Annotated in this window: 8 protein-coding genes and 1 pseudogene; 4 read left to right on the forward strand and 5 right to left on the reverse strand. The window is 73.4% G+C overall.

Going from position 1 to position 12669, the window contains the following annotated elements:
- Positions 1-19 precede the first annotated feature (19 nt).
- Both Pma05_RS15750 and Pma05_RS15755 read right to left on the reverse strand, forming a co-directional pair.
- Positions 20-1726 (reverse strand): phospho-sugar mutase, encoded by a 1707-nt coding sequence (locus Pma05_RS15750; RefSeq protein ID WP_203858166.1) that lies wholly within the window; start codon positions 1724-1726, stop codon positions 20-22.
- 89 nt (positions 1727-1815) lie between these two features.
- Positions 1816-3741: a serine/threonine-protein kinase gene (locus Pma05_RS15755; RefSeq protein ID WP_203858167.1), complete on the reverse strand. Its 1926-nt coding sequence runs from the start codon at positions 3739-3741 to the stop codon at positions 1816-1818.
- Positions 3742-4012: 271 nt separating this feature from the next.
- Here Pma05_RS15755 and Pma05_RS15760 point away from each other — a divergent pair, with 271 nt between their 5' ends.
- Positions 4013-5596, forward strand: coding sequence for an acyl-CoA mutase large subunit family protein (locus tag Pma05_RS15760; protein WP_203858168.1), 1584 nt, complete (start codon positions 4013-4015; stop codon positions 5594-5596).
- 537 nt (positions 5597-6133) lie between these two features.
- On the forward strand, positions 6134-7387 hold the full coding sequence (locus Pma05_RS15765) for an amidohydrolase (RefSeq protein WP_203858169.1): 1254 nt from the start codon (positions 6134-6136) through the stop codon (positions 7385-7387).
- Between the two features lie 115 nt (positions 7388-7502).
- On the opposite strand, the gene Pma05_RS15770 is transcribed toward Pma05_RS15765, so the two are convergent.
- Positions 7503-8528, reverse strand: coding sequence for a DUF4349 domain-containing protein (locus tag Pma05_RS15770; RefSeq protein ID WP_239312444.1), 1026 nt, complete (start codon positions 8526-8528; stop codon positions 7503-7505).
- 262 nt (positions 8529-8790) lie between these two features.
- Between Pma05_RS15770 and Pma05_RS15775 the strand changes: the two genes are divergently transcribed.
- Both Pma05_RS15775 and Pma05_RS15780 read left to right on the forward strand, forming a co-directional pair.
- Positions 8791-9837 (forward strand): coiled-coil domain-containing protein, encoded by a 1047-nt coding sequence (locus tag Pma05_RS15775; protein WP_203858170.1) that lies wholly within the window; start codon positions 8791-8793, stop codon positions 9835-9837.
- A gap of 199 nt (positions 9838-10036) precedes the next feature.
- The gene (locus tag Pma05_RS15780; RefSeq protein ID WP_203858171.1) at positions 10037-10795 is read left to right on the forward strand and encodes an SCO6745 family protein; all 759 of its coding nucleotides are present in this window, start codon (positions 10037-10039) and stop codon (positions 10793-10795) included.
- Positions 10796-10958: 163 nt separating this feature from the next.
- Here the strand turns inward: Pma05_RS15780 and Pma05_RS15785 are convergent, their stop codons facing one another.
- Both Pma05_RS15785 and Pma05_RS15790 read right to left on the reverse strand, forming a co-directional pair.
- Positions 10959-11774: an ABC transporter permease gene (locus Pma05_RS15785; protein ID WP_203858172.1), complete on the reverse strand. Its 816-nt coding sequence runs from the start codon at positions 11772-11774 to the stop codon at positions 10959-10961.
- Between the two features lie 214 nt (positions 11775-11988).
- Positions 11989-12645: pseudogene (locus tag Pma05_RS15790) on the reverse strand (ABC transporter ATP-binding protein); the annotation flags it as partial.
- Positions 12646-12669 lie beyond the last annotated feature (24 nt).

Here is a 12669-nt window from a genome sequence, read left to right on the forward strand (position 1 = left end):
CGGGCCGGCGGTCGGTGGCCTACCAGATGCCGAGGGCCGCGGCGGTCTCGGTGCGCAGCGCGCGTACCGAGGCGGCGGCCCGCTCCCGGGCCGCCGGTACGTCGCCGTCGACCACCGGTTCCACCACCTCCAGGTACGCCTTCAGCTTCGGCTCGGTCCCGGACGGCCGGACCACCACCCGGGCACACTCGGTACGCAGGACCAGTACGTCCGCCGCCGGGCTCAGGTCCCGTACCGAGGTCACCGGCTCGTCGAGCAGCGTCTTCGGGGTCTTGGTCCGGATGTAGGTCATCGCGTTCTCGATCTCGCGCAGGTCGTCGACCCGGACCGAGAGCTGGTCGGTCAGGTACACACCGAACTCGGCGGCCAACTCGTCCAGCCGGTCGGCGACGGTCCGCCCCCGCGCCTTCAGCGTCGCCGCCAACTCGGCGAAGGTGAGCGCGGCGCTGATCCCGTCCTTGTCGCGTACCTGGTCGGGGGCGACGCAGTAGCCGAGGGCCTCCTCGTAGCCGTAGGTCAGTTCGGCGTCGCCGGATTCGGCCCGGACGATCCACTTGAACCCGGTCAGCGTCTCGCCGTACGGCAGGCCACGCGCCTCGCACAACACCCTGAGCAGGGACGACGAGACGATGGTGCTGGCGTACAGGCCGGTCCGGCCCTGCCGGATCAGGTGGTCGGCGAGGAGTACGCCCACCTCGTCGCCGTGCAGCATCCGCCAGCCGCGTACCGCGTCGGGGATCGCCACGGCACACCGGTCGGCGTCCGGGTCGTTCGCGAGCGCGATGTCCGCGCCGATCTCCCGGGCCAGCGCGACCAACCGGTCGGTCGCGCCCGGCTCCTCCGGGTTCGGGAACGGGACGGTGGGAAAGTTCGGATCCGGTTCGGCCTGCTCGGCCACGATCCCCGGTACGGCGAACCCGGCCCGGGCGAAGACCGAGGTGAGTACGGCGGCACCCACCCCGTGCAGCGGGGTGTACGCCACGGTCAGCCCGCGCGGCCCGTCCGGGGCGATCACTCCGGCGGTGGCCCGGACGTAGCCGGCCACCACGTCGTCGCCGAGTACCCTGCCGGGCTCGCCCAGCGGGACCGCCGCCAGCGGCCCGACCGCCCGGATCGCCGCCTCGATCTCGGTGTCGACCGGGGGCACGATCTGCGCACCCGCGCCCCGGGGACCGCCGGTCGAGGCACCCAGGTAGACCTTGTAGCCGTTGTCCTGCGGCGGGTTGTGGCTGGCGGTGACCATCACCCCGGCGACCGCGCCGAGGGCCCGGACCGCGTACGCCAGTACCGGGGTGGGCAGCGGTCGGGGCAGCAGCAGGGCCGGCCGGCCCGCGCCGGTGGCCACCTGGGCGGTCCGCTCGGCGAACTCCTTCGAGCCGTGCCGGGCGTCGTACCCGATCACCAGCGGGCCGGACGTGTCGCGGGCGGCGAGCCAGCCGACCAGCCCGGCCGCCGCCGCGGTGACCACGGCCAGGTTCATCCCGTTCGGGCCGGCCCGCAGCGGTCCCCGCAGCCCGGCGGTGCCGAAGGTGAGCGGCCCGGCGAACCGGTCGGCCAGCTCGGCCCGGCTCGCCGGCAGCCGGTCGAGTACGCCGCGCAACTCGTCCCGGGTCGTCGGGTCGGGATCGTCGTCGAGCCACGCCTGGGCCCGGGCGCGTAGCCCGGCCAGCGCGTCGGGGGACTCGTCGGGGTTCACGTCGTCCCGCTGGTTCGGTTTCGCCACCATCGGACTGTGATAGCACGCCGGCCACCCCCGGACGCAGCCCGGCCCCGCCCGGCGTGGTGTACGCCGGGGCGGGGCCGGGTGGAAACGCGTCAGCCGGCGCTGGTGAGCCGGAACGACTTGACCATCTCGTCGAAGATCGGCCTGCTCTCCTCGAACCGCTCGTCCGGAGTGGTCAGGAAGAACGAGTACGCCTTGCCGTCCTCGGTGACCGCCCGCCACACCCCGTGCCGCTTGCCCGAGCCCTCACCGCAGGTGTATTCCAGCTCGGCGGCGGGCTTGCCGGCGACCTCGACCTCCTGGAGCGCCACCTGGGTGTACGGCTTCTTACAGGTGCTGCTGCCCTTCTTCAGGTTGCCCTCGGCGACCTTGATGAAGCCCATCGGGTTCTTGCCGCTCTCGACCAGGATCCGGATCCGGCGGCCGGCGTCCTCCGGGTCGGTGTACTCGGTGTAGACCCCGGCCCCGCTCTTCTTCCAGCCCTTCGGGACGTTGACCGCGACGCCCTTCGCGCTGTGCGACTGGGTGGCGAAGGCCGCCTGGACCGGCGCCTGGCTGGTCGGCCCGGCCTGCGGTGCGGGTGTGTCGGCCGGGTCCTCGCCGCCGCCGAGCGAGAACGCGACGATGCCGATCAGCAGCACCGCAGCCACCCCGCCGGCCACGGCGAGCTGGACCTTGCGCGGCCAGCCCTGGACCGTCCGCAGCACCGAGTCGCCGGTCTGGCGGGCACCGGACAGGCCGCGGCCCAGGCCGCCGCCGCTGGCCGTGTGCACCGTGCCGCCCCGACCGCCGTGCCCGGACATCGCGCCGGTCGGCGTGTCGAGCGGCCCGCCGCGCCGGCCGGCCGAGCCGGGCATCGCCCCGGTCGGGGTGTCCAGCGGGTTCGCGCCGGCCGCCGGGGGCCGGTTCGAGGCGGCGGCCTCGCGGGAGTTCCGGGCGATCCGGTCAGTCGGGGACTCGTCGGGGGCGAGCATGGCCCGGCCGCCGATCTCACTGTTGGCCGGCGGGCGGCCGGGCTGGCCCGACTGGGCTCCGGCCGGCGCCGGTGACTGGGGAGTGCCGGGGGACGGCTGCTGCCACGGCGAGCGCTGGCTCGGCACCACCGCGTACGGGTCGGTGACCATGTGCCCGGCGGCGTTGCTGGCCAGTGGGCCGGCCAGCAGTTCGCGGAGCATGGTGCGGGAGGCGGTCACGTCGAGCCGGCGGGCCGGGTCCTTCTCCAGCAGGCCGAGCAGTACCCGGGTCAGCGCCCCGGACCGGACCGGCGGCGCGGGCGGGTCCTCCACCACCGCGTGCATGGTCTCGATCGGGTCGCCCTTGTCGAACGGTGGCCGCCCCTCCACCGCCGTGTAGAGGGTCACGCCGAGCGAGAAGAGGTCGCTGGGCGGGCCGAAGTCCTGGCCCATGGCCCGCTCGGGCGAGATGAAGTGCGGCGAGCCGAGCACCATGCCCGGGGTGGTGAGCTGGACGTCGGTCGGCATCCGGGCCACCCCGAAGTCGGTGAGTACGCACCGGCCGTCGGAGGAGATCAGCACGTTGGCCGGCTTGACGTCGCGGTGCAGCACCCCGATCGCGTGCGCCACCTCCAGCGCGCCGAGCAGGGCGATGCCGATCTTGGCGACCGCGCGCGGCGCGAGCGGGCCGTCCTCGATCACCATGTCGGCGAGGCTGCGCGCGTCGAGCAGCTCCATCACGATCCACGGCCGCCCGCCCTCGGTGACCACGTCGTAGACCTGCACCACCGCCGGGTGCTGGAGGGCCGCCGCGGCCCGCGCCTCGCGGAGGGTGCGTTCGTACATCGCGTCGCGGTCGCTGGGGGCCAGCCCCGGCGGGAGCACGACCTCCTTCACCGCCACGTCGCGGCGCAGCAGGGTGTCGGCCGCGCGCCACACCGTGCCCATGCCGCCGTGGCCGACCGCCGCCCGCAACGAGTATCGACCGCCGATGGTGATGCCGGGTGCCGCACGTCCGTTGGTGGGATTGGCCGGTCCGCCACTCCACGTCGGGATCTGAGTCACAGAAAAGCCACCGAAGAGATCGAGGGGGCACAGGACAGAACCCCCCTATATTGCGGGTTCCGACCGCAGAAGGGAAAGACAACCGCCGGAAGTCCCGATAACTAGACCGTACGTGTTGACTCCCTCACCCAGTGTTCGCATTTGTCGACGGCGCGTGCCGGTCCGCTCACCTGGGTCGGAGGGTGCGCCGAGCCGCCCCGCACGCTCCCGGCCACCTGCCGGTTCGGTCCGGGAGAGCCCGCCTCAAGGGGTCGGATCTACCATGCCGGTCATGAGTGAAGGTCGGTCGAGCGAGTCGGGTTTCCCGATCAGGGCGGTCTACGACGCCGACGACGTACCGGGAGGTCTGGCCGCCCGGCTCGGTGCGCCCGGCGAGTTCCCGTACGCCCGGGGCGTCTACCCGACGATGTACACCTCGCGGCCGTGGACCATGCGCCAGTACGCCGGCTTCGGCACCGCCGCCGAGTCCAACGCGCGCTACCACCAGCTCCTCGCCGCCGGCACCATGGGGCTCTCGGTCGCCTTCGACCTGCCCACCCAGATGGGCTACGACTCCGACCACCCGGTCGCGCACGGCGAGGTCGGCAAGGTCGGCGTGGCGATCGACTCGGTCGAGGACATGCGGACCCTCTTCGCCGGCATCCCGCTGGACCAGGTCTCCACCTCGATGACCATCAACGCCCCCGGTTCGGTGCTGCTGCTGCTCTATCAACTGGTGGCCGAGGAGTCCGGGGTGGCCGGCCCGGCGCTGAACGGGACGATCCAGAACGACATCCTGAAGGAGTACATCGCCCGGGGGACGTACATCTTCCCGCCGAAGCCCTCGCTGCGGCTGGTGGCCGACACCTTCGGCTACTGCCGCAAGGAAGTGCCGAGGTGGAACACCATCTCGATCTCCGGTTACCACATGGCGGAGGCCGGGGCGACCCCGGTGCAGGAGATCGCCTTCACCCTGGCCAACGGCATCTCCTACGTCCGCGCCGCGCTCGCCGCCGGGCTCGCCGTGGACGACTTCGCGCCCCGGCTCTCCTTCTTCTTCGTGGCCCGGACCACCCTGCTGGAGGAGGTGGCGAAGTTCCGGGCCGCCCGGCGGATCTGGGCCCACCTGATGCGGGACGAGTTCGGCGCGCGGAACCCGAAGTCGCTGATGCTGCGCTTCCACACCCAGACCGCCGGGGTGCAGCTCACCGCCCAGCAGCCGGAGGTGAACCTGGTACGGGTCGCCGTGCAGGGCCTCGCCGCGGTGCTCGGCGGCACCCAGTCGCTGCACACCAACAGCTTCGACGAGGCGATCGCGCTGCCCACCGAGAAGGCGGCCCGGCTGGCGCTGCGTACCCAGCAGGTGCTGGCGCACGAGACCGACCTGACCGCCACCGTCGACCCGTTCGCCGGCTCGTACGTGGTGGAGTCGATGACGGACGAGATCGAGTCGGGGGTGCGGGAGCTGATGGGCCGGGTCGCCGAGTACGGCTCGGCGGTGGAGGCGATCGAGGCGGGCTTCCAGAAACGCGAGATCGAGTCGTCGGCGTACCGGGTGGCGCAGGAGATCGAGTCCGGCGACCGGGTGGTGGTCGGGGTCAACCGGTTCACGGTCGACGAGGAGGAGCCCTACCAGCCGCTCCGGGTCGACCCGGCGATCGAGGCGGCCCAGCGCGAGCGGCTGGCCCGGCTGCGGGCCGACCGGGACAGCGCCGCCGTCGAGCACGCCCTCGCCGACCTGCGCACGGTCGCCTCGGGTACCGAGAACGTGCTCTATCCGATGAAGGAGGCGCTGCGGGCCCGGGCCACCGTCGGCGAGGTCTGCGGCGTGCTGCGCGAGGTGTGGGGGACGTACCGGCCGAGCGACCGGTTCTGACCCGCCGATCCAGGGACGCCCGCCGCTGCAACCTCCGCCCGCTGCCGAACGTCTTTGATAGAGAACTCCTCCGCCGGCTCGGCGGGGCCCGCTGTCGGATGATCGGCGGTCCGTGGAGTGCCGGCGCGGTTTTTCGGGTATCGGGAGGTGACCAGGCCCGGTCGGTGCGATGACGGACAGCCTGTGCGCGGCCCGTTTGACCCCGACTGTCACTCTGGGGACCCCCGCCACCCCACCCGGTGGTGCTGCACCGTCGCCTACCCGAGGGCTGTCGGATAACTCGACAAACCGGACAGGTGGCGTTGCTGCCGAGCTAGATCGTGACCGGTGAAACCGTCACGCGTTGTAGGAGGTGTGGCACAGATGGCGGGGTCTGATGGCGGGATAGGCAGCGTTCCGTACGTTGCCGAGCGCTCCTACCAGGGCTTTCGTGACGCTGTGCTGTCTGATCACTACCAGAACGAGGTTGCGCAGCGTCACCGTCGGCGGTCTAGGCTGTCCGAGTCCCATCCCATCCACAGTGATCGAGAATTCGACGTGACGAGTGCGTTGCAACTGCCGACCGGCAGCCAGCCGGCGTCGTCGGAATCCGAGACGCCGCCCGGGGCCGAGCCCCTGCCCTTCGGACTAGACCGGCTGCTCGACGCCCGGTTGCCCGATCTGATCGCCACCCGCCGGTTCCTGCACGCCCACCCGGAACTGTCCGGCCAGGAGTTCGACACCGCCGCGCTGATCGCCCGGGAACTGGCGCTGGCCGGTCTGGAGCCGCGTCTGCTGCCGAAGGGCAACGGGGTGATCTGTGACATCGACGGGCGGCCGTCCGGGCCGGTGGTTGCGCTCCGGGCCGATCTCGACGCACTGCCGCTGACCGACGTCAAGGACGTTCCCTACCGGTCCACCGTGGACGGCGCCTGCCACGCCTGCGGGCACGACGTGCACACCACCGTCGTGCTCGGGGTCGGCCTGCTGCTGGCCCAGCTCGCCCGGCGGGGCGAGCTGGACGGGCGGGTCCGGTTGATCTTCCAGCCGGCCGAGGAGATCCTGCCCTGCGGTTCGCTGGAGGTCATCGAGGCCGATGGGCTGACCGACGTGACCCAGATCTTCGCGCTGCACTGCGACCCGAACCTGCCGGTCGGCCAGGTCGGCCTGCGGGTCGGCCCGATCACCGCGGCGGCGGACAACATCACAGTCCGGCTGACCGGGCCGGGCGGGCACACCGCCCGGCCGCACCTGACCGTGGACCTGGTCGACGCGCTGGGCCGGCTGGTCACCGAGGTACCGGCGCTGGTCAACCGCCGGGTGCCGGCGAACAGCGGACTGCTGCTGGTCTTCGGCCAGGCATCGGCCGGTACGCAGTACAACGTCATCCCGAACGAGGCGATGGCGGCCGGTACGCTCCGGGTGCTGGACCGGGACACCTGGGAGCAGGCGCCGAAGATCGTCGCCCAGGTGGTGCGGGACGTGATCGCCCCGACCGGCGCCACCGTGGACGTCGAATACCTGCGTGGGCGTCCGCCGGTGGTCAACGATGCCGGGGCGATCCGGGTGCTGACCGCCGCGACGGTGGCCTCGGCCGGCCCGGCCGGGATCGCCGAGACCCCGCAGAGCATGGGTGGCGAGGACTTCTCCTGGTATCTGGAGCACGTACCGGGTGCGCTGGCCCGGCTCGGCGTCGGGCGGGCGGCGGCCAACGTCGACCTGCACCGGGCGACCTTCGACGTGGACGAGCGGGCGATCAGGGTCGGCGTACGGCTACTGGTGCAGACCGCACTCAAGGCGCTGGCCGGCTGAGCACCTCCGTCCCCGTGGCGCTTGGCGTCCGCTTGGACAGCAGGGCGGCCCAGTCGATGACCGGGGTACGCCGGGTGCCCGGAGTCGCGGCACCCGGCGTACCCGGGAGGTCGGCTCAGCCGGGCGGGGCCGGCGCCTGGGCGGGGACCGTGGGCGGGGTCCGGGGCGGAGCCGGCGGGGTCGGCGGAGTCGGCCGGGAGCGTCGGCCGCGGAGCCGGCGGACCAGCCAGACCACCGCGAACGCCGGCAGGCCCAGCCCGACGGCCCAGGGCAGCAGTGCGCCCAGTACGGTCAGCAGGATCCGCAGCGACGCGACGAACGCCTTCCAGCCGCCCTCCAGCCCGGCCAGGAACCCGGTCGACGGCTCGTCGTCCTCCGGCACCTGGGCGTTCGGCCCGAGCAGTACGGCGGTGACCGTGGAGAGTGCGGTCAGGTCGGCCAGCCGGCGCTTCTTCGCCTCCAGCGAGGCGAGATCCGCCTCCCGCTTGGCCAGCTCGCTCTCCAGCATCACCAGATCCGACAGGGACTTGGCCTGGGCCAGCAGCCGCCGGCCGCTCTCCACCCTCGCCTTCTGGGTGGCGATCCGGGCGTCCAGGTCGAGGGTCTCCTCGGTGACGTCGTCGGTCTTCACGTCCCGGCGCAACTGCTTACCGAGCCGGGCGACCTCGTCCACCACGGCGGCGAACCGGTCGGCCGGGACCCGCAGTTGCAGGGTCGCCTCGGAACGGGACTCGTCGCTGCTCCGGTTGTCGCCGCCGACGAAGCCACCGGCCCCGGCCACGATGCCCACCGCCCGGGCCGCCGCCGCCTCGACGTCGTCCACCCGTACCGTGACGGAGCCGGTGTAGATGATCGCCCGCTGGCCGACTGCCAGGTCGGTCGCCGGTTCCTTCGCCGGCTGGCCGGCCTGTGGTGCCCCGCCTCCGGCCTGCGGCGCCTCGGCCGCGCCGGGCTGTGCCTGCTCGGCCGGAGCGTCCGCCGCCGAGGTGCCGGAGGCGTTGTCCCCGCCGTCGGAAGCGCAGCCGGCCAGCGCCAGCGCGGCGGCCAGTGCCACCGCACCCAGCAGCCCGGCCAGGCGGTGCCGCCCCGGCCCGACCATGATTCCGCTTCGTCCGCGCACGGTCCTGTTTCGTCCGCTCATCGTCCCCTCCGTTTTGTCCGACCCCCCGTAGAGGCGTTCCGTCAGACGCGCCGCGAAGTAACACCGGTTCCGGCAGACTGCGCTGAAGACATCACGATTCGGTGACCGAGGAGTCTCGATGCGACTGACCAGGTACGGCCACGCGTCCGTACGGGTGTGCCGGCGTGCTGCGTACGGTCGAGTTCGGAGCGTCGTCCGAGCCGACTGACCACGCCCGACCTGGTGACCCGGACCGCCCCGACCGAACCGGAGAATCGAGAGCATGCCCGGTCTGCCCCGTGACCTCGTGGAGCGGCTCTACGCCGCCCCGCCGGACGGCTTCGTCGCGGCCCGCGCCGAGGCGGTCGCCGCAGCCCGGGCCGCCGGTGACCCGACCGCCGCGCGGGAGATCGCCAAGCTGCGCAAGCCGACCGTGGCGGCCTGGCTGGTGAACCTGCTGGCCCTGCGCCGCCCGGAGCTGATGGCCGAGCTGGTCGAACTCTCCGCCGCGCTTCGTGGCGCACAGCGGGAGCTGCGCGGCGACCGCCTCCGGGAACTCTCCGCCCAGCGGCGGGGCGTGGTGGGCGCGCTGGTCGGCCAGGCCCGGGCGCTCGCTGAGGAGGAGGATCCCCGACTGGCCGCCGGGAAGCTGCCGCTGGCCGAGGTGGAGGCGACGTTGAACGCCGCGCTGGCCGACGTCGAGGTCGCCGAGCAGGCCCGGTCCGGCCGGCTGGTCCGGGCGACGAGCTACGCCGGCTTCGGCGAGGTACCCCGGCCGCAGCTCCGACTGATCGTCGGCGGCCCGGAGACCGACGAACTGGCCGAGGACGCCGTCGACGAGCTGGTGGAGGAGGCCGTCGAGGAGTCCACGGCGGCGGGCCGGGAGGCCCGGACCGGCGCGGCGGGTCGGGCGCGGGATCGGCGTACCGGAGGCGGGGCGGCCCGAGCGGGTGCCACGGCGGGGCAGCAGGGCACCTCGACCGCCGCCCGGGCGGCAGCCCGGGCCGCCCGGGCCGAGGAGTCCGCCCGGGCCGCCCGTCGTCGTACCCTGGACCGGGCGCTGGCCGAGGCGCGTAGCCGGCAGGAGCGGGCCGAGGCGGAGTTGGCGGCGGCGGTGGCGGCCGAGCGGGACGCCGCCACGGCGCTGACCGCGATCGAGTCCGAACTTGCCGAACTGGAGCGGCGGCGGACCGCCGCCGAACAGGAGTCCGGGCGGCGCAAACTGGCCCGCAGAGCCGCCGAGCGGGGCGCGGTCGCCGCCCGGCGCCGGGCCGGCGAGGTGCAGGCGGCCGTCGAGGCGACGGCGGAGGACGGCGACGACACGCCCTGACCCGGTGCCGGCCCCGCCACGGGCGTACGGCCGGCCGGTCCACGCCAGCGGCAGCCCTCCGTGCCCAGCGGGTCGTTCCGCGCCCGGCGGGTCGTTCCGGCGCGGCTGGCCGTCGGGACTGCCGAAATGCCGGTCCGCGAGGCAGACTCAACCGGGTGACGCGGGCGGAACCCGGAACGCAGACCGGAAGGCAGTGTCGTTGACCCCCGAGCAGGCCGCCGGCGCGGCCAGGCCGGCCGTGCAGAAGTTGGGCAGCGGCTTCATCGAGTGTCCCCGCACGTTGCGCCGGGCGCGTCAGATGGGCATCTCGGGCTGGGCGTTCCTGGTGACCGGTCGCGGTGCGGTTCTCGGCGACGTACGGACCGAGACCGTGGCCGCCGCGATCGGCATCCTCTCGCCGGACGCGGTCGCCGACGGCTGGGAGGCCGCCGCCCGGGTGGCCACCCCGAGTGCGGTGGCCGAGGTCAGCCGGGCCGAGTGCTGCCGCTGGGGAATCGACTACCTGGCCGGCTTCCCGCCACTCGCCCGGCTGGTCGAGTTGGTCGAGCCGGTCGTGGCGGCGGCCGACGCCACCGGGATGCCGCTCTTCGCGGCCTGGCGGGGCATGCCGGTACCGGCGGACGCCGCCCCGGCCGCCCGGGCGGCCGTACTGCTGCACCTGCTCTACGAGTACTACTCCGGCGCCAGCCTGATGGCGGTACGCGCGGCCGGCATGACGGCGATGGAGATCATCCTCGCCGGTCCCGAGGGCGAGTCCGGTGCGGTGACGTACGGCTGGTCGCCGCCGTACCCGCCGGTGGGGCCGCTGGTCCGGCGGCGGCTCTGGGTCGAGTCGGTGACCGACCGGATCGTGGCCCAGGCGTACGGGGTACTCGAAGCGGCGGAGCGGGTGGAACTGGTCAACCTGCTCGGCGCCGCGGCGACCAGCGTCCGGATGTCACCGCCCAACCTGGACTGACCAGCCCGCCCTGTCCGGGCGGTCGCGCACTGCCGCCGTGGTTCCGGCCAACTGTGGCGGAACCACGGCGCGCACCGGGTCGATCCCGTCGGCCCGGGCCAGCACCTCCAGGGCGAGGGCCGCGGCTGTGGCTTCGGTGCTGAACCGCAGCCCGTCCCGGGGATCAGGACCAGCGGAACAGCTTCGCGGCCAGGGCTCCGAAGAGCGCGGTGCAGCCCACCAGCACCGCCAGGTGCAGCGGCTGCGGCCAGTCGCCGGTCCAGGTGTCCTGGAGCGCCTGGGATGCGGCGCCGAGCGGGGTGAAGTCGGCGACCCGGCGTACCGCCTCCGGCATCATCGGGCCGGGGGTCCAGACTCCGGCCGCGAAGAGCATCGGGTAGTAGACCAGGCTGCCGATGCCCATCGCGGCCCGGCTCGTCGGGGTGAAGGCGGCGAGCAGCAGGGCCAGCGCCACCATCGAGGCCGAGCCGAGTACGAAGGCGGCCAGCAGTCCGGGTACGTTCGGCCGGGCCTCGATCCCGAAGACCAGCCAACCGCCGAGCAGTGCCAGTGCGGAGCCGACGAGCAGCGCGGCCACGTTGACCGCCAACTGCGCCACCAGCAGCCGGACCGGCGAGACCGGGGTGGTGGAGAGCCGGCGCAGTACACCCTTCTCGCGGTCGGCGGCGAGCACGTTCAGCAGGCTGACCAGGGCGACGGTGCCGATCGCCATGGCCAGGATGATCGGCAGGTAGAACTCGACCGGCTTCCGGCCGCCGATGTCGGCGCTCGGCTCGTCGAAGCCCGGCATGGCGCTGCCGAGGACCAGGAGTAGTGCGGCGGGAAAGATCACCGCGAAGAAGGAGCCCAGCGGGTCCCGGACGAAGAGCTTCGCCTCGGTGACGACCAGCCTGGCGGTGCTCCGGCCGGCGGTACGGCCTCGGCGCCTCCGGCCGGCCGCGCCGGACTCGACGGTTTCGGGCAGGGTAGCGGCGTTCATCAGGGTTCCTCGATCCTTCGATTCGGGCGGTACGCCGGAGATCAGTAGCGGGCACGCCGGGGTCGGCAGCGGCTATGCCGGGGGGCAGTGGCGGCTACGCCGGAGGTCAGTGGCGGCAACGCCGGGGGGGTCAGTTCGGGGTGCTGGCGGTCGGGCCGGTCAGGGCGAGGACGGCGTCCTCCAGGGTGGGCCGCGCGACGCCGGGCACGTCGGCCCGGGCCACCAGTTCGGCCGGGGTGTCGATCGCGACCACCTCACCGGCCCGGACCACGGCCAGCCGGTCGCAGAGCCGCTCGGCCTCGTCCATGAAGTGGGTGACCAGGACGACCGTCACGCCCCGGTCCCGGACCTCCCGGACGAGCTGCCAGGTGTCCCGGCGGGCCTGCGGGTCGAGCCCGGTGGTCAACTCGTCGAGTACCGCGATCCGGGGGTTGCCGACCAGGGCGAGCGCGACGGAGAGCCGCTGCTTCTGCCCGCCGGAGAGTTTGGCGAACACCGTGTTCCGCTTCGCGGTCAGTCCCAGCTCGGCCATCAGTGCCCGCCAGTCCGCCGGCTCCGGATAGAACGAGCTGTAGAGGTCCAGCGCCTCCCAGACCTTCAGCCGGTCCGGCAGGTGACTCTCCTGGAGCTGGATGCCGACCTGGCGGCGCAGCTCGGCGCGGTCCCGGGCCGGGTCCAGCCCGAGTACCCGGATCATCCCGCCGTCGGCCCGGCGCAGCCCGGTCAGGCACTCGACCGTGGTGGTCTTGCCGGAGCCGTTGGGTCCGACGATCCCGAAGATCTCTCCGGCCCGTACCTCGAAGGAGACGTCCCGGACCGCGACCTGGTCGCCGTACCGCTTCTGTAGGTTGCTGACCTCGATGACTGTCATGGGAAGAACGCTAGGAACTCCGGC

The organism is Plantactinospora mayteni (assembly GCF_016862935.1).
Classification (GTDB): Bacteria; Actinomycetota; Actinomycetes; order Mycobacteriales; family Micromonosporaceae; genus Plantactinospora; species Plantactinospora mayteni.